Source organism: Parabacteroides caeci, assembly GCF_023656795.1.
Classification (GTDB): domain Bacteria; phylum Bacteroidota; class Bacteroidia; order Bacteroidales; family Tannerellaceae; genus Parabacteroides; species Parabacteroides segnis.
The window spans coordinates 32593-52401 of record NZ_JAMOKT010000045.1; the positions used below are offsets into that span (position 1 = coordinate 32593).

The 19809-nt window shown below is 45.8% G+C and carries 11 protein-coding genes; 1 reads left to right on the forward strand and 10 read right to left on the reverse strand.

The genetic code is table 11. The annotated features are described in order from the left end of the window. Nucleotides 1-2: 2 nt before the first annotated feature. A complete protein-coding gene (locus NBH15_RS20015; protein WP_250823379.1) occupies nt 3-1904 on the forward strand; it encodes a RagB/SusD family nutrient uptake outer membrane protein in 1902 nt (633 codons plus the stop codon). Nucleotides 1905-2016: 112 nt separating this feature from the next. Here the strand turns inward: NBH15_RS20015 and galA are convergent, their stop codons facing one another. The 10 genes from galA to NBH15_RS20065 all read right to left on the reverse strand — a co-directional run bounded on the left by galA (nt 2017) and on the right by NBH15_RS20065 (nt 19793). Next, complete coding sequence (gene galA / locus NBH15_RS20020) at nt 2017-4851, reverse strand: beta-galactosidase GalA (RefSeq protein WP_250823380.1); 2835 nt, start codon at nt 4849-4851, stop codon at nt 2017-2019. Between the two features lie 16 nt (nt 4852-4867). After that, on the reverse strand, nt 4868-5815 hold the full coding sequence (locus NBH15_RS20025; RefSeq protein ID WP_250823381.1) for an alkaline phosphatase family protein: 948 nt from the start codon (nt 5813-5815) through the stop codon (nt 4868-4870). A gap of 161 nt (nt 5816-5976) precedes the next feature. After that, nucleotides 5977-7455, reverse strand: coding sequence for a sulfatase-like hydrolase/transferase (locus tag NBH15_RS20030; RefSeq protein ID WP_250823382.1), 1479 nt, complete (start codon nt 7453-7455; stop codon nt 5977-5979). Nucleotides 7456-7471: 16 nt separating this feature from the next. Continuing rightward, a complete protein-coding gene (locus tag NBH15_RS20035) occupies nt 7472-8806 on the reverse strand; it encodes a hypothetical protein (RefSeq protein ID WP_250823383.1) in 1335 nt (444 codons plus the stop codon). 31 nt (nt 8807-8837) lie between these two features. Next, complete coding sequence (locus NBH15_RS20040) at nt 8838-11219, reverse strand: glycoside hydrolase family 88 protein (protein WP_250823384.1); 2382 nt, start codon at nt 11217-11219, stop codon at nt 8838-8840. Nucleotides 11220-11232: 13 nt separating this feature from the next. Further along, entirely contained in the window at nt 11233-12444 is a 1212-nt protein-coding gene (locus tag NBH15_RS20045) for a glycoside hydrolase family 88 protein (protein ID WP_284706481.1), read from the reverse strand. Beyond that, nucleotides 12444-13985: a sulfatase family protein gene (locus NBH15_RS20050; protein ID WP_250823385.1), complete on the reverse strand. Its 1542-nt coding sequence runs from the start codon at nt 13983-13985 to the stop codon at nt 12444-12446. The genes NBH15_RS20045 and NBH15_RS20050 overlap by 1 nt, the downstream gene beginning before the upstream one ends. 17 nt (nt 13986-14002) lie before the next feature. Further along, nucleotides 14003-15517, reverse strand: a complete 1515-nt coding sequence (locus tag NBH15_RS20055) for a sulfatase-like hydrolase/transferase (protein WP_250823386.1) — start codon at nt 15515-15517, stop codon at nt 14003-14005. 16 nt (nt 15518-15533) lie between these two features. Beyond that, entirely contained in the window at nt 15534-17957 is a 2424-nt protein-coding gene (locus NBH15_RS20060) for a polysaccharide lyase family 8 super-sandwich domain-containing protein (RefSeq protein ID WP_250823387.1), read from the reverse strand. Nucleotides 17958-18053: 96 nt separating this feature from the next. After that, nucleotides 18054-19793 (reverse strand): RagB/SusD family nutrient uptake outer membrane protein, encoded by a 1740-nt coding sequence (locus tag NBH15_RS20065; RefSeq protein ID WP_250823388.1) that lies wholly within the window; start codon nt 19791-19793, stop codon nt 18054-18056. Nucleotides 19794-19809 lie beyond the last annotated feature (16 nt).

Sequence of the window (19809 nt, forward strand, 5' to 3'; positions counted from 1 at the left end):
AGATGAAGCATAAAATATTTTTGTTAGCAGGACTGGCTACTTGTTTTTCTGTCTTTACTTCCTGTGAGGATTATCTGGACAGGGCTCCGGATGATAAGACGACAGAACAACAAGTTTTCACACGTTATGAGAAAGTGGATGGTTTGGTTTCGGATTTATATGCCAACTGTAAATCTGCCAATAAGCCGTTGATTTATTTCAATCACTTCAGTTTATCCAGTATTTCGGATGAATGTTCGGCCAGTAGCCATGAAGGGGCTATTCCCCATCAGTTCAATGTCGGTAACTATGGGGCTTTGCAGAAAATGCCTAACGGGAGCGATGCCGGCCAGTATTGGAATGGTTTGTATTCTAAAATCCGTAAGGCAAATATAATCCTGGAAGGAGTCGCTAAATATAATACACCGGATAATCCCCAGAGCGGACGGGATGGAGATTTGAACAGGCGTATCGGTGAGGTTTATTTCTTACGCGGCTATTTGCATTATCTGGTGCTTCGGGCTTATGGTGAAGCGGTATATATAGGCCATGTGATTAATCCGGACGATGATATGACTTTTACAAAGGAGTCTTTTCACACGATTGCAGATAAGATCTGTGCGGATGCCGATGAGGCACTGGCCCGCGTGGATGCCTCGAATGGTGGAAATTACTTTGGTCGTGTTGATAAAGGCGCTTGCCTGGGATTGAAAGCGATTGTGCGTTGGATGCAGGCTACTCCACTGTGGAACGGAGGCTCTTTACCGAACGATACCCGTGTCTTTAAAAGTGAATATGGCTATGACCTAAAACGTTGGGAAGCTGCAAGGGATGCAGCCAAAGCTGTTCTTGAAGCTAAAAAAGAGGATGGTTCGAACCGGTATCAGTTGTATACTAAATATGATGCGAGCGATTTTAAAGATATCGATGGTAAATCCAATACGAATAACGAAAAAGTTCAGCAACGTTTATGGCGTATGAATTTTGAAATGGATGCGATTATGAGTGAATGGGTATGGTTTGTAACTAAGGATAAAGATACCGGTTGGTCCGGTGATATCCTGCCTCCGAGTCAAGGTGGGCATGCCCGCCAGCGGCCATTGCAGGAACAAGTAGATGAATATGAATATATAGGACCGGACGGATATGGTTATCCTATTTATGCCGATCGGGCAAAAGCTGACGGTTATGATGATGAAAATCCATATGAAGGTATCCGTCGCGATCCGCGTTTGTATCGTGATATCCGTTATCATGGTTCTTGGTATGCCGGCCAGCAACTGAATACGGCATCCGGAGATGATGCCGTGAGTGGCAGTTACCTGGATCAGGCTTCCCATACGGGATATTATCTGCGTAAGTTTTATAAAGATGGTTGGACAAGAGGACACGGCGGACATACTATCAACGGTCCGGCAATCTGGAGGCTTCCGGCATTTATTTATATCTATTGTGAAGCTGTGAATGAGCTAAATGGTCCGAATGAGGAGATTTATAAAATGATAAATGAGGTACGTGCCCGTTCATTTATGGCTCCGATGCCTCCGGCTACAAAGACGGATAAGAAGTTGATGAATAGTTATATCCAGCGCGAACGCCGTGTAGAATTCTTTTATGAAAATGATCGTTATTGGACAGCCCGTTTGTATATGGAACCGGATGATACGGAACAACTGGCTCAGGAAAATAGCTATAGGGATGCCGATAGCTGGCCTTATGCTAAAACCCAGCGTTTTTCTCATGGAATGAAACCTGTAGAAGATCCGGATGGAAAGATTATGATTGGTGATAAAAAATATAAGATGAAACGTATCGCTGTGAATGACGGACGTGTATTCAGTTCCCCGCGTTCTTACCTTTGGCCGATCTATCAGGAGGAGCTGAAACGTTGCCCGTCATTGGTTCAGAATCCGGGATGGGAATAATGTAAAAGGGATGTGTTTTTAATTCTTAGCTGATTATTATCAGTAGAGGTTGTGTCAAAACGTTGGCACAACCTCATATTCACAATTGAACCCTTCGGGTCCTGCGTCGCTACTATTTTGTTGCCCGCTTTGTCCGGACTGTTACATTCCCTTTTAGACCGACGGCTTCGCCTGTCGTGCCGTTCAGCAGAACGCGCAGGTCACATCTCTCTTTTACGGGTGGGAATTCAACGGTGAAGTCTTCTTCCTTATCTGTCGTTTTGGAGCCGATCAATTGGCCGTTCAGCCAGATTTCAGCTTTTCCTGTCAGTTGTTTGAACAGGATGCTTCCGCCTTCTTCCCGATGGGCCTGGTAAGGATTGAATGTCGCATGTAAAATAACGAAATTGGCATTCTCCAATTTGATCAGATCGCCACCTGAAATAGGTTGCCAGCTGTTCATGTCGTTGTCGGCTATCTGGCGGGTGGCGTCGGGTTTATCGGTGGAAAGGGGAGAGGCTGCCCATCTGTTCAGCAACATCGGTGGAAATTCTGGTGCGACGGATGGGACAGGGGCTACCTGATCGGCATTGATCGTGATGGTTGCCGGCTTCAGTCCCGGAGTTGAGGCTGTCAGGGTGATTGGACCCGAACCTTCCTTGCTCTGGATGATAACTTGTGCGAGGCCGTAGAACAGGCTGCGTTTGTTGCCCTTTTCAGGCTCGTGGCAGTTCGGATTTCCATTGCCCAGACCGATGATTTCGGCAGGTCCTGTAACGGTGAATTCCATCATATTGTTGGCTGTCGGTACGTGACGGCCTTTGGAATCTACTACCTCTACAGTGATTGGCATAGCATCCCGGCCATCACCTGCCAGGCTGTTACGGTCGGGTGTCAGGCGAACCTGGACAGGTTCTTTGGTCGTTTCCACTTTCGTGCGTGAAACGATCTTTCCGTTTTTATAGCCGATCGCTTCCAGTTTGCCCGGTTTATAGGGGACAGACCAGGTATTCATTTCGTACGGGTCTACCGTCTGTTCGGAGATTTCTTTGCCGTTCAGCAATAGTTTTACCTTATCGGCATTGCTTAAAGCCATTACTTTGATAGGTTTTCCGATAGAATCGGCTGGCCAGTTCCAATGGGGAACCAGTTCCAGGACGGGTTTATCTTTTACCCATTGTGCCTGATGCAGGTAATAAGCCATTTTGGGGAATCCGCATAAGTCCATGATACCGAAGAAAGAGCTGACGGAAGGCCATCTGAACGGAGTCGGTTCGCCATGATAATCGAACCCAGTCCAGTAGAAACAACCGGCCATCCAAGGACGCTCTGCCACAGCTTTCCAGGCTCTGCGGTGGGTTGCACCCCAGTCGGCGCATTGTGTATCGTATGAATCCATCAGGTTTTTCGATCTGTCCGTTACATATTCACCCCGGATCATAAAGGCGGAGCCGTCTTCTGAGCTGGTCAGGGGCAGGTTCGGATTTTCTTCGTGGAAACGGTCGTAGCTTTCGATCTGATAATTGAACCCACCTACATCTACGGCTTGCGATACATTGTATTCGGAGAAGAATCCTCCGTTCATAGCGGCTGTTATGGGGCGTGTCGGGTCCATCTTCTTAACGACGTCGTACATGCGGCGAACCATTTCGTACCCGTTTTCAGTTCCCTGCATCGGCTCTTCATTGAATACCGACCAAAGGATTACGCTCGGGCAGTTACGGTCGCGACGGACCAGCCATTCCAGTTGGCGTACATATTCGGGTGAAGTATTGAACAACCTGTTTTCATCCAGTACCATAATCCCCATACTGTCGCAGGCTGCCATAAACTCTTTGGCAGCCGGATTGTGAGCAACCCGATAGGCATTGACACCCATTTCTTTCAGTTTGCGGAGGCGGAACTCCCATAAGGCATCAGGCACGGCTACGCCCACTCCGGCGTGGTCCTGATGGTTACAGACGCCTTTTATCTTGATGTTCTCCCCATTCAGCCAGAAACCGGTATTGTTATCGAAACGGATAGTCCGGAAACCGCATCTGGTTTCAGCTTCGTCCGTTACAGCACCGTTCTGTTTGACCACTGTTTTGACTTTATAAAGGGCGGGACTGTCCGGTGACCAGAGTTGAGGGTCTGAAACTGTCATTGACAGGCTGGCGATTCCTTCTCCCAATGCTCCGACAGAGAGTTTTTGGCTTTGTGTCGTGATTGACTTGCCATCGGGAGCAAACAAGGAAACTTCTACCTCGCTATTGGCCGGCTGTTTGCCTGCGTTATATAAGGAAACCTCTACAGGTATTTCCCACTGGCTTTCGGTTTTTTTGACAGGATTGGCGAATACACCGTCGGTGATGATATGCAGCGGCGAACGTTTTACCAACCAGGTATGGCGGTAAATGCCGGCTCCTTCATACCACCAGCCTTCCTGGGCATCCGCATCTACACGTACGGCAATCGTATTTACATCGTCACCATAAGTGGCGTAGGGCGTGATGTCGATATACATGGACGTATAGCCGCACCAGTTGCGATGCAGTACGGTTCCGTTCACCCAAATCGTTGCATGCGTGGCGATACCGTCAAACTGTATTTCCAGATGTTTCCCTTTATCTTCGGGAGACAGTTTGAATTTACGGCGGTACCAGCCGAAACCACGGTTATAGTATCCTTGCGAGAGGTTGGCTTCCGGATCGACGTTTCCTTCAATTGCCCAATCGTGCGGAAGGTCTACGATGTGCCAGGAAGAATCGTCGTAGTTCGGCGAGGCAGCCCCGCTTACATATCCGGCTTTGGCGTTCCGGTAAGTGGCATTGTGCCCTTTGATAACGGGGTAGGGAATGTCTCCCTGATGGAAACTCCAGCCTTTATCCAGGGACAGGACTTCACGCGGTGTTACTTTTTCCTGTGCGCTGATGCCAAAGGCAAAACTTATGCACAAAAGAAGTAGAAAACTTTTGAATGTTGTCATAGTACTTTTATCTGATTTATTTGAATATAGACTGTATCACTTCTCCGGTCCATGATAAAGGCTGTTTTACCTTGAACAGATGCAGGATGACCGCAGCGGTGTTTACTGTGTTATTGGGTTCTGTGATTTTGAATTCTTTTTTGATACCCGGACCAGTGATTCCCCAGGGAACGATCATTTCATCGGTACTTACTCCGCCGTGTCCGTAGTTTATGCCGCCGTGGTCTGTAAGGAACATGAAATGGGTATCTTTGTATAATCCTTCCTGTTTTATTTTCTCGATGAACCGTCCGATTTCTACGTCGGCTTCTTCAATGGAGCGGATATATTCGGGTGACATCCATTTGTATTTATGGCCGGCATGGTCGGTATGGACGGAATAGAGGAAAACCAGTGTTGGATCTGTCCGGTTGGCTTTCAGGAAAGAAAATGCTTTTTCGTAATTCGGAACATAGGCATCCTTTTCCAGATAACTTACTTCATCCAGATATTGTTTGTTATACGGATAAAAAAGGTTGATCCAGTTGTAATAAAAGGCTGTTTTCATTTGTGGGATGGCATCTTTCAGTACCTTAAAGACAGAAGGGTAGTAACCTGCGCTGTCTTTTTCGATTGCAGGCAATGTGAATTTAGAGATTTCCCAGCTATTATCCACTACGCCGTGCTGTTCAGGGCCGCTTCCGGTCAGATGACTGGTCCAGTTTGGCAGCGTTACCGAAGGCATGACCACGCGTGTATCAAGAGAAAGGGAGCCTTCTGCCATTAATTTATCCAGGTTTGGAGTTTTTGCTTTCAGGTATCCTTCAACACAGATTCCGTCAAGCGAGATCAGGACGATACGTTTCGCAGCGCGTGCATTTGTTTCTGTAGGGATCGCTGCCACGGGGCGGGAGATAGAGGCGGTACCCAATGCAACTGCGCCTGCTAATCCCTGTTTAAAGAAACTTCTTCTTGAGTTTTTCATGTTTTCTTATATTATTATTGTATAGCAAAAGTCTGTCATCGTTTTTTATTCCCAGATAGAAAGGAACAGCCCCCAAAAATAATGAAATATATTATTGGAGGCTGATTTTGTCTGAAAAAGCTACGCAAAGGTTTGCGTAGAAGGGAAGGTGATGATTATTCTTAATTAACAAACCGATTCCCTTTTGCAAGTATCGGGAGTAGTTCTTTCATGATATCCGGTTTTTCCGTCAGAATATTTTTGCGCTCGAAGATATCCTTGTCATATTCATACAGTTCCATGATCGTATCCTTTTTCCCGATATAACGACTCAGGCGGAAGCGAGGAGTCCTTACGCTGATGCCATTCCCGAAATAACTGTAAGCAATATCTTCCCAGTCCGCATCTTCAGGCGATGTCAGCTGTTTTACGAAGCTGCGGCCATCCAGCCCCTCCGGACAATCCACACCGCAAAGTTCCATCAATGTCGGATAGATGTCCACTGAACTGACGATCCGCCTGTTCTCAACGCCCTGTTTCGCCCCCGGGGCTTTAACGATGAGTGCACTGCTCAGCGAAACATCATGCAGCGTATGTTTGCCCCACACCCGGTAGTCACCCAGTTGCCAGCCATGATCGCCCCACAAGATAACGACCGTATTATCGGCCAGGCCCGACTCCTCCAATGCATCCAGCACTTTGCCGATCTGGGCATCCACATAGCTGACACAAGCAAAATAAGCGTGACGGACTTTACGAGCATACGAGTCGGAAAGCCTTTTCTCCAGCGATGCCTTCTCTTCTCCCAGCTCATACCCGTTGAACTCTCCGCTATTCAACAACGTAGACAAATGGCACCCTTCCGGAATATCCGGCGTAGGCGACAAAGGGATGGCCTCTTCGTCATACATATCCCAATATTTCTTTGGAGCCGTGAACGGCAAGTGAGGCTTGAAGAATCCTACCGCCAGACAGAAAGGCTCTCCTTTCCCTGCCAGTTCCTTCAGTTTGCCGACAGCCAGATTAGCTGTCAGTCCGTCGGGCAAGCCTTCGTCCGGGATGTCGGCACATTCGTAAGGTTTCACCTGCCTTTTTTCGCTTTGCCGGTTCGTGCCGTTCGAATAGCCGAAAAAGGCATTCCATCCGGTCTTCCACTGTCCGGCATCGAAAAGCATCTCATCCCAGCTGTAGGGTAGTTCCGGTTTTGTGCCCACCGGATCGTTGTAGGCATACAACATCCCGTCCGCTGCATGGCTGATCTTGCCTATGCCTACCGTATAATAGCCGTTACGTTTCAGATGATGAAACATCGTTTCGGGATGTTCGCCTTCCGGCTTGTCCGACAGGCGGATATGGCAAGCCTCGTTTGTCAGGTCCGATTTGTCCCGTGGCAACATGCCGGTCAGCATACTCGCCCTCGATGCTCCGCTGGTCGGGATCTGAGTATAATGATTGAAGAAAAGGCTCCCTTCGGATGCCAGCTTATCCATGTGGGGGGTCTTGACGACGGAGCCGTAGCTCCCCAGTTCGTGCCGCAAGTCGTCCACGCAGATAAATACAACGTTCGGACGCGGAGCTTCTTTCTTTTCAGCCGTACAAGCTCCAAGGAGAAACGGAGTACCAACCAGGATACCCCAATTGTTTGTTATTTTGTACTTCATAGTATATAGCATAATGTTACTTATTCAACCACCAACCCAAATATCCCCAGGCGATATGTGCGCCGAACCACTCTTCACGGGAAGGGAACGTATCTTCTTTCTTATCCTGATAATACTGTCCGGTCGTATCCCGATTGAGCATGAAGATCATTTCCTTGTTACGGGCTTCAGCCCATTCCTGCGCTTTCACTTCCGCTCCGCGATCCCAGCCGTACACGTCGGCCATTACATCCATCAACCAATAATTGGCCTGTCTTTTTCCGCCCCAGTCGTTTCCTTCCGGGAAATAAATCAGGGAAGAAGCCTTCTCGTCGGCAGTCTTCTGATACATGGTCTTTCCGTTAAACGGTCGCTCCGAAAGAGCATAGTAAACCACATCTCCATTATATAAAGAAGATTGCAGGCATTCCTTTCCGGCCAGTTCATATGTCCATGCGTTGATCGTATTCAACATGAATGCCGACATATAATCCGGATGCATGATCTTGTGGTTGATTACTGTCCCTTCAGAGTTCATGTTGCTACCGTTCAGTACCTTGTTCAGTACCATGCCATCCACCGCGATTGCTTTCCGGGTATCTTCGGGCATGGCATAAGCAGAAAGTTGTAATTCGACCAACTTCCGCATCCACCCCTTGTAATGGCTGTGCCCGGGCATCATCACCGTGGCAACAGCCAGGATATTCGAGTTCCATCCGTTTTCTTCGGCTTTAGTATCCCCTTCCGAGAGTATATTTCCTGCCAGATCCCGATAATAAGGCACCTTGTAGTCGAGGAAGCGGTCCGCCTCATGTACTGTCATCCGGCAAACCAACTCCTGATCCGAAGCCGACAATTCGTCCCATAGGATCCAAGCCGCATGTGCAGCCCGTGCTGCCCACAAGGCACTTTGCCATTGGTCTCCCCAACCTTCCCTACCGATATTCGCTTTATGCCGGTAAGCGATCGAACGGATCAGTTGAACTGTCGTTTTCGTAGCCTCCTGTTCGGATACGTATGAAACCGACGGGTCGTAAACTCCCGTTTTCAGGCATATCCCCAATGTAAGAGCATGATGAGCCGCCGGGCGTATGAAATGCTCCGTCTTCCCCCCGAAGTCGAAATATTCTCCTATCTGATCCTGAAAGTGCTTTATTTCTTTATACCATTTATTCAATGTATACCGGTTGTTTAACCTCAACATATATCTCATTTCGTCCGAAAAAGTACCTTTGGGAGCCGGACGCTTCCATTTATCCGGAGAGATAGGCACCACCAGTTCCCTCAAAGAGGTTGTATCGCCGGCGGTAACCGTTGCGGGACACAGTAGCAAACAATAAACTAATACGAAACAACAACAAATATATTTCATGGTTCATATTTTATTTTTGTTCAATAAAGAATTACTCAGCCAATTTATACATTTCGCAGGCTGCCATTAAAAAGCCTCCGGTTCCGTAGACTTGTGTCATTCTTTTCTCAATTCGTTTTGGTGCTTGCCCAACCGGTTGAACCCAACAAACTTTTCCTTCAGTGTCTACAGAAGCGACAAGAGCCTGCCATCCTTTTGTTACCACCGGTAAAAATCTGTCTTTGGGCAAATAACCTTGGTTAATACCGTATGCTAATGCATAAACAAATAAACCGGTGCTACTTGTTTCTGGATCCGGATAAGTCTCCGGATCCAGCATGCTGGCTCTCCAGAACCCGTCTTTACACTGAAGTTCTGCGACTCTTTCACTCATTTCCCGGAAAAGATCCAGATAATAAGGACGATATTTCTTGTCTTTTTCCGGAAGGGTTTTCAACATTTCGGCAAGACCTCCCATTACCCAGCCGTTTCCTCGTCCCCAAAACACTTTTTTCCCGTTAGCCTCTTTTTTATCAAAGTATTTGCCATCTCGATAAAACAATTTCTCTTCTTTATCGTACAAATGATCGTATGTTGCTTTAAATTCTTTATCAGCAAATTTCATAAACGCTTTATTTCCGGTTATAGCATATAAACGTGAATAAACGGCCGGAGCCATATACAAGGCATCGCACCACCACCAACGGTCGCTTTTACCTTTGGTTATATCGATATTCTTTTCCGGCTCGTGGCTGATAACCCATTCGGCACGTGCCAAAGTCGGAGTCAGCATATGTTCTTTCTTATATTTGGCATACATATCCAGATATGCCTGGCCTACACAAATATCATCTGCATTATACATACGATTGCCGACCTGCCAGTATTCTTTGGTAAATACTTTCTCCAGATATTTGAAATATTTATTTTCTCCACTCAATTCGGCCCAGTCGAACATGCCGTTATACAACACTCCGTTTCTCCATCCACGGGCCACACCGCTACTGAACGGAGCCGTTTCGTAATCGCGGAGCTGCCAGTCTGCCACTTTAGCTGCCACTTCTTTGATAGCCTCTTTTTTCAAGCTATTATCATATCCCTTCGCTTTTTGATTTATGCGAATGGCACAGTCGTAAGACTTGAAGCCCGGATATTTATAATTATACATCCATAATACATTCGGTTGATCATCCGGGTAATTACGAACAACAAAGGGACGAACATTATCCCGTTCCGAGTCTTGTGTAACCGCTTCGGTTTTCCATTTATCCTTTCCATCCGTAAAAGTCCATCTTTCAATTTCAAACACGTTGTTGATAGGTCGGGAAGTGTACACTATTGTGGGATTATTATGATCCAGATATACCCCGCCGGAGTAATTGTTTTCGCGTTCGATATTACTTTTGTTATTATAATCGTTACGCTGGAACCAGGGTCCGGCTTTCGTAATTAGATGATTTTCCCATTTTGTTCCGTTCCATCGGGCGTACCAATACGAATGAGCCCCGTCGATCTGGCTAAAACGAGCATAAACCAGTACGGGATTTTCTTCTTTATCGAAAGCCACATCCCATATCCAGGCTTTATCAAATGTTTTTGTCGCATCATAAACTTTATCCGTCATGCTGGGACTAACCGGCTGTATTTTGTCGGAGATGACGCGTCCGTCGGCTCCGCATAATTTACCGTCTTTATACATCATAAAATAGATGGAATTAGTAGCCCTGTCACGAGGATGTGCATCTGTGAATGCAAAAAATATCTTATTCTTGTTATTGCTGGCGGCTTTCATATAAGGGCGGCCGCCTTTTCCATAGATGGAATCATTCACAACCAAGGTAATCGGATCGCTCCAATTCTTAAAATCATTCGTTGTTATAAAGTTAGGTTTGAAATTTCTTCCGCGGAAAAACACATACGTCTTATTGTTTTCATCCGATAGCATAAATGGATTTGAATAACAAACTCCCAGATTGCCTTCCATCTTTGGATCGACTTCCTGTAATTTATTCCATGCGGAAATATCAGCCGGATTTTTTGAAACAGCGTAATAGATGGGAGAATTTTTTGTTCCTCCGTGAGCCGAGAAGAATATCGCGATCCGTTTATCCGGAAGTGTCATGACAGAAGGATTGGCATGATCGTCATAATCGAGTTTATCCATCAGTTTGCATTGTTGTTTTTCCTGTGTAGTGGGATCGTAGCTGAAAGCCCATATACTTCCCTCTTTATCGACAAAACCACCGAACATTTTATTATCGATATAAATTGCCCGTGGATCTGAAAACCAGCACCAAGCCCCGTCATTGGTTATAAAAGCATAATCTTCGGCATAGGGAGGAGTTTCCCAATTGTATTGTTGGGCATTTACTCCACTAGCCAATAAACAGCATGCCAGAAAGGCAGAACTGCATATTTTGCGTATACATTTCATAATTAAATATTTTTTATAAGTGTTCCAAATCTTTTTTACGTTTCAATGCTTCCATGAAATAATAATCGGCGTAATTAAGCGGCACGTCTATTTCATTATTGTGAGGGATGCTGCCAACGCTATGCATCAACAGGAAATTACCGTTCGTACCGGGTGCTGCACGATAGGCCGGAGATGAAAGATGCATCATAATCCGGTCGGCATATGCTTTATAGGAAGCAGCTTTCGGGATATCGTATGTGCTGATTTCATACAAGGCTGCTGCCATGCAGCTAGCCGAAGAGGCGTCGCGTGGTTCGTTAGGTATGCCTGGGGCATCCATGTCCCAGTAAGGAATCAGGTCGACAGGTAGATTATCATGATGTATTATGCAATTGAATGTCTTGATTGCCTGATTCAAGTATCTTTTGTCTCCGGTTTCCCGGTAGCACATCGTAAAACCATAGATAGCCCATGCTTGTCCCCGCGACCAGACAGATTCGTGGGAATATCCCTGAGCCGTATGGCGATGGCGTACGGAACCGTCTTCGAGACTGTAGTCCACCACATGATAGCAGCTGCCATCCGGACGAAACTGTTCAGCGAGCGTACGGTCGGCATGCGATACCGCGATTTTATAAAACGAAGAATCACCTGATAACTTCGTTGCTTCGAAAAGCAACTCCAGATTCATCATATTGTCTATAATCACCGGGCATTCCCAGTTACGTTTTCCCTGCCATCCGCGGTTCACATTCCAACTCTGAATAGCGCCTACGGCAGGGCGGAAGCGGGTTGAGAGCGACTTTGCCGCCTCTATCATCACACTTTTATAAGCCGTATCGCCAGTCAGGCGGAAACCGTTGCCGAAGCTGCAATTCACTATAAACCCGATATCGTGGTGTGAAGTCAGCGTCTTGGCTTTCTCTATCGCTTTTGTGTATTTACGAGCCAGAGGCAAGTAGGTCTCGTCTCCTGTCAATTCATATAAATACCAGATTGTACCCGGAAAGAAACCGCTTCGCCAATCGCCGTAAGAGCAATAATGGATTGTACTGTCTTTTTTCAATGTGACCGGATTCAGAGGTTTCCCACTGGCTTCTATCACATTGATGGCTTTTCCCAACTGTTCCTGTGCAAACGATATATTTTCTTCAATAAAAGATGGCTTGTTTTCTGTTTGCCGGCAAGAGGTCAGGCAAACAATACTTGCTAATCCAATTACATATTTTAGTTTTATATACATTACTGATAAGGAATATAATTACTTAATATTTTTTCTTTATACCAGGGATCATCCGCCTGTTTCAGCAAGCGGGCCATTTGAGAGCAGAGTGTATTAAAAGTCTCCGGCGCATCTTCCACTTTAAGCGGGTTCATCTGGTACGGGTCGTTTTTGTCGTCATACAAAAGAACCTCTTTTAATTTCCGACTTTCTTTGTTCAGTGTAAGCGCCAGGGTATAACGTTCCGTCTTGATGCCTCTCGACAGGGGAAAATATGAAATCACTTTCCCTTCGACATCCTTTTCCCCGTCTATGTTTTTAATATAGAGTGCCCCTTCCGGACGCTTCATCTGCGGTATCTGTCCGGTAAACAGACCGGCATAACCTGTACCTTGTACCGTTTGTGGTATCTTCAGGCCGCACAGTCCCAGCAGCGTCGGCATGATATCGGGCGTAGACAATAACAGGTCGTCAGTGCGTGGAGCGATATGTCCCGGATAGCGGATCAGGAAAGGAACATTCATGCTTTCGGCATAAGGCGAGTTTTTCGCATCGTCCACCCCCTGACTGCACATTGTTTCGCCGTGGTCGGACGAGAAAACGACGATCGTATTTTTATCCAACCCCTGCCATTTTAGTTCGGCAAGGATACGTCCGAATTCGCGGTCGACACCTGTTACTGAAGCGAAATAATAGGGGGTACACGACGCTTTTTTCATCTTCCGGTCGGCATTGGGGCGTACCAACAGGCTGTCTATCGGTTTGTCTTTATACAGGTTGTAATCCTCCTCCATGCAACATTCCAGCGAGTTGTACGGGCTGTGAGGCGGATTAAAGCTGACCATCATAAAGAAAGGTTTTTTTGTATCTCTCACATTCCCCACATTACGCAGATAGTCGATTACCTTGTCGGCTTCATGCTTGGGTGACCATTCTTTCACCTCGTGGCGTTTTCCCTGTGTGTCCCAATAATGGGGCGACTTGTGTTTGTCGAAGGTACCGTACGAATACCAGTAGTCGAATCGGTGCCTCCTTTCAGGCGGCGTATAAGCATCCCAGGCCGGGACGCGTGCTTCGACATAGTGCCCCGGATTCTCAGGATCGTTGGGTGTCGGATGATCGACATGCAATTTCCCGAAATAGGCACAGTTATAACCTGCCAGGCTGAATACATCACTGATGCAATCCACATCCCGGCGCAGTGAACTGAGCGGACGGTCGGCATTACAGTTGACCGGCACTCCGCTCCTGTTAGGATACATCCCTGTCAGCAACGATCCACGATGCGGACTGCTGAGCGGGCAGTTGCTCACCGCCGAAGTCAGCACCAGTGCCTCCCTTGCAAACGCGTTCAGGTTCGGCGTATAGACTGGGTCGGCTCTAAAGGCGACCTTCTCTCTGAATCCCGGCTCGTCCCAGAACCCCATCGCATGGTTACGCATCTGGTCGGGAAAGACATAAATCACATTCGGGTGTTCGGGTACAGGTTGCGGAGAAACGCCGCAACCTGTCAATAAACTACTTAAACAAACACTTAACAAACTGATATTTTTTTGCCTCATCCTATATGCAAATTATATTATTTCATTTTAGCGGCCAGTTCTTTCTCTATTTTAGTCCGGACAATCATTTTATCATCTGTCGACCGCCCGTATTCCAGTAAATCGCCGGACAGGCGGCGGATTATTTTGGCATAAGCCGGGTCATTATAGAAATTTCGCAGTTCATTCGGATCTTTTTTCAGGTCTATCAACCAAGGCACTTCTCCTTCATTGGGCGTATGAATCAATTTATAACGGGGAGTGACAGCCGCTACCCAAGACATTCTGCGGGTTGTATCTCCACCGGCTTCAAATGCTCCCGGCCTGGTGGCGGAACGCATGAACACGACATTCTTCTTCTCCGGTATCTTTTTGCCCAACAGATAAGCACTTTTATCGGAGCCTTCGGAAGACTTTTTCGCTTTTACATTTAACAGGCCCAGGAGGGTCGGTTTGAAGTCGACGGAAGAAAAAGCCGTCTTGTCTACTATTTTTTTATCGATCAGTTGCGGACAGTGCATGACAAACGGGACACGGGCCGACATTTCGTAGGGTACGGATTTATTATGGCGATGATGTTCTCCGCATAGATCGCCGTGGTCGGAGGTAAAGATAATAAGGGTATTTTCATATAATCCCTCTTCTTTCAGGAAATGTACCAGCTTTCCAAGATTATCGTCTATACATTTAACCATTCCGAAATAAAGTTGCATCTGGCGGGAGTTGAAACTGCCTTCGGTCTTTTCCCATCCGTTCTGCCCATGGTCGCCCCGTTCATTATAGGTATAAGGCTCTTTAAAATTGAGATGTTGATACATAGTGTCGTAAGGTTTGCGAACCGTATTTGGACCGTGCGGGTCAGGGATGCTGACCATGCAGCAGAAAGGCTTTTCTTTGTTGGCTTGCATGAACTCGATAGCCCGGTCGCAGAGGAAGTCGGTGGTAAAACTTTTTTCATCGGCTCCGTCTACCTCGTATGATGGGATGCCTTTGGGAGAAACAGCTCCCACCCGGGCGCCGTCGGTGGTCTTTTCAAGCTTCTTCCAGTGGCCGCGGTTAAACATGTAGCGGTTGTCTTGCCATCCGAATTTGTCTTTCGGAGCCCATTGTGGCCGGCCGTCACCGTCCAAATGCCATTTGCCGATATAACCTGTGCTGTAACCTTCATTGCCCAATGCTTCTGCAAATGTTTCCAGGTCGCGCTTCATCACCTGGTCGTTTGTGGGCACGCCGGTATTGTGTGAAAACAGCCCGGTCTGGAAGCAGGAACGAGTAGGGGCGCTGATCGGCGATGCGGCATAAGCTGATAATGCGATAACTCCTTTGGCAGCTAAAGCGTCCAGATGAGGCGTCTCCACGACATTGCCCGGTCCCCAGATTTCTGCCTGGTCTTTCGACATCAGGTCGCGGTAGCAACCCAATGTACGTAAATTATGTTCATCTGTCATAATGATTAACACATTGGTTTTATCATTACGAAGGCCTTTGGCTATAGCCGGAGCGGGGCATGCGGAAGCCAAGGCCAAAGTGTATGAGATAAATGATGTTTTCATCTGATTTATGTTTTATTTATTTGAGATTGATATAACTATATTTTTCGCTTCTTTGCAAGTCAACATCCAAACAAACCGGTGCCCCTGTGTAGCGCCCTGTTTTCATAGGTATACGGACCTGATAAGTATCTTCTGACAATTTATTGACATTTTTCCCTTTTAAAGGGATAGATGTTTCGATAAAGATATCCTGAATTTGCGAATCCATCAAGGCATCTGTCACTGATATGGAAACTTTGTTATTATCTGCAAATTCTATCAGTAGAGCACACGGAGATGAAGCTTTAAAGGAGCCCTTCGAACTTTCGACAGTTCTCGCTCCTTTATAAAAAATCATTCCTATTTTACGCCCGTCGTAACTCTCTGCAGCTTGAACCTCTTTAGTATTTGACAATACATGCGGTGTCTGATAGACGGATGCTTCGCTGCATGAAACCGTATAAGCATAAGAGGCATCTTCGATATCTTGTCCATGATTAATATACATATGAAATATTTCTTCTTCTGTTTCCGGTAATTTGTTTTCAATACACATTGATTGCCAGTCTGTTTTTCTTTTTTCATGTTTTACTACGACTCTACCTTTCGTATATTGATCTAACACTTTATAATAAAAACCATTATTTAAGACAAGAGAGCCATTGGTAAAATCAGAGTTCAAGGCTGTTTGATCAATCGTTGTGACAATGTCTCCTTTTTGGTGAGGCATTTTATTTTCTATGCCACATCCCATCGCTAAAAAAAGATCGTCAAACATGAAATAGCTTTTGTATGCTTTTACCCCGAAAGCAGATGGATTAGGATCTTCTTCCGGGCTATAAGGTTTATTATTTTTTTGCCAACGTCGATCATTCTTTTCGAAAATAAAACCTCCGACAAAAGAATTACCACCGTTGGTAGCACCGGCAGCAAATGGATATCGACTGTTGTAACCGTTCCAGTTTTCAATCGGGACTAATGGTTCCGGCGATAAGCGTGAAGTTGTTCCCGGCCAGGTTCGCAAATTAAAGGCTCCCAGCACACGTTGATACTCGTTCCCTTCCCGGAAAAACAGAGTTGTGCCGTCACAAGTAAAGATATTGAAAGATGCAGCCATCGATTTGGCACTCTCCAGACCGCTCACCCGATTGGATGCCATATTTACCAACACATAATATTTATCTGTCTTTTTAATTATATCGTCATTATTAAAAAAGTAACGGGAACCTGAATAATACTTATTCCATTCTCCTTTCATGGCAATCCGATAATGTTCTGCCTCTTCAAGAAACTGATGACACTCATTGTACATGTCAGAGGTTAATTTATCGGAAAAATGTTCAGTCAGCATTTGAGCCATTCCTACAGATGGAATTTTATACCGATAATTACTCTCTTTATTTCCGGTCCGTCCAGGGTAAGGTCTTTCCAAACGGTTCATATTGCCGCGGTCTACTACCGGAGGTATATATCCTTTATAGTAGTAAAAAGATGAGCCACGCAGATAATCCAGCAAAACAGACATTTGTTCTTGTTTCAATTCAATCGGTAAAGGATAGTCTTTCATCGCTTCCAGTATACGAAGTGACCCCATCGTTCCGTGGATGGGATATCCCCAGACAAGACATTGCATACCATGCCCCCAGCCAGCTCCGTCGGCTGTAATTCCCTCTTGCCAGAAATCTTCCTGAATTGTGGTCTGAGATACGGAAGAAATGGAACGGACAGCTACTTCGGCTACAACATCAGCCATTTGGCATGAAGAGAGTTGTGCCGCTGTCTGCAATAACGGACGGTAGCCGGTTGCATTACCTCCTACCCACCAGACATGTTTTCTGAAACGGTCTACACTTATTACATTATCATCTGTTTCGTCCATACGTGCCGGGACAGTCCAGCATTGGCGGGAGACTTCTCCCAATATTTTGTGACCGTCTGTAAATAACTGATCTTTCAGCTCTCCATTTTCAATACGGAGCATAATATCAAATAAAGCGAAATAAATATGAGTGGTTGCTGTAGGGATAGCAAAGCAAGAGGTATGCCATCTGGAAGATATATTCAGTCTGTTATTTTCCAATAACCCATAATGTAGAATTGATTTAAAAAGCGTCTTCACTACTGGATCTTCTTCAGCTATTTTTTTGTTTCGGTAGGTTTCCGCTATCATCCAAATACGGTTAAACGCCTGTTTTGTTACGGCAGATATAAAAGGTTGTTTTCCTGTTACTGTAGCATAGTTATTTTTATTGATTAGTATTTCTGAAGAGAGTAAATCTTTGAATATACCATTTTCGTCCAGCAGTGTCCTATACATTTTGACGGAGTCTGCCGGTACATTAGTTTGTTTATATGGTTTTTCCGCATAAAACAAACGGATTTTATGCAATGCTTCTTCTTTAGTCGTAGCATGTGCCTGAACAAAGAACAAGCCTAAAAACAACAATAGTATATTTCTCATCGTATTAAATTTTGAATAAAGCGTCCCGGAAGGAAAAATCTCCCGGGAACGCTTGACAAAAAATTAAGTTAAAAATAGATACATGAAAACTTCACCTTATTCCCATCCCGGGTTCTGGGTCAGTTTGTCGTTCATTTCAATTTCAGTTCCGGGTATCGGCCATAGATAATCACGTTCCGTGAATTTCACATCATGGCGTTTAGCCCCATGCATATCTGTTTTTTGGAATGTGCAATACGTTTCAGCCAGACGCCAACGGCGCAGGTCGCTGTAACGTAGTCCTTCCACGGCAAACTCGACGCCACGTTCATGTACGATACGCTTGAAAACCTCATCTTTTGTTCGGGCTTCCAGCCATTGCGGTCCGCTGTTCAGACCCGGCATATTCGTAGAAGGACGAGCTCTTACCATATTGATATATTTAACCGCTTCATCTATATTACCCAGTTCATTATGGCATTCGGCCAACATCAACAGTACATCCGCATAACGGATCAAAGGTAAATTGACAGGCGTGTTTTCACGGCTCATGATCTGTCCGCCCCAGTCGCCTTCCGGCACGAATTTACGCAGATGATACCAACGGGATGTACCCTGTTGCACATAACCGTTTGTCGCTGTCGGACCGGTTGCATCTGCAAAGATAACATGTTGCATCCAATGTTCCTTATTATTCAGCCAGCCTAAAATAGAATCGTAAGGAGCGATTATTGTTTGTTTCAGTCGGGGATCGCGATCTTCATAGGCTGCTTCGATTTTTGCCAGCAATTCCGGATACTCCGTCACCTTTCCGTTTTTCTGTTTGCACCCCATTGCCTGACGTCTTTGTGCCGGAGTCATTTTGGTATATCCCGGAATATAATCATCCCAGTTGAATTTTTTTCCATCTTTCATTTCATAGGCATCGACGAAATCAGGTAATAGGGTAGAGGTTGACCATCCGCTGCCGAAGGTACTTCTCGAACCGTGATAGAAAGCCATGCTCAAACCGTCATTGGCATCTCCGACACCACCGCTGTTGGAAATGAAGAAAATCATTTCTTTATTTTCATCTGTATCGGGTTTAAACATTTCGGCATAATCCGGATGCAGGTCGCAACCATATTGTGATTTATTGTTCACCAGTTTCTCGAAATCTTTTTTAGCCGTGTCGTATTGCTTCATGTATAAGTGCATTTTCCCGCGTAATGCGACTGCTGCCGCTTTTGTGGCTCGTCCGTAATTGGCGTCATCCCAACTATAAGGCAAATGTTCTTCTGCAAAATCAAGGTCTTTCCGGATAAATTCAGCCACCTGTTCTGCCGTCGAACGCGGCTCTTTCATCTGGTCGTATACTTCCGACAATATCCACGATTCGTCATAGATGGGTACACCACCGTAAAAATCCAGTAAATGGAAATAGAAGAAGGCGCGCATAAAGCGGGCTTCAGCCTGGAAGCCTTGTAGCTTTTCTTCCGACATCTCTATATTAGGCAAATTCTGAAGCATATGGTTAGCTTTGGCAATGCCATCATACATATTGGACCATTTATTCTTATAAGTTGCCGTACGGTTGTTGGATGTTCCGTTTTGGAGTGCAACCAACGGATTAGCTGCAGCCATATCCGTCAAAGCATCCATCAGGTAAATATCGCCGAATTTAGCAACTCCCGGTGCAGTCGCCTTGGCTTTCATGCAATCGTAAACACCCATCATCGCCTGTTTGGCATGTTCTTCCGTTTTCCAGAAAACGCCGGTACTCACTTCGTCGTGAGGGTATAGGTCCAAATCGTAGCAGGAGGTCAGTGATGATGCCGATAATACACCTGCAACTATTATTTTATAATTGAATTTCATATTATTATCGTTTTAT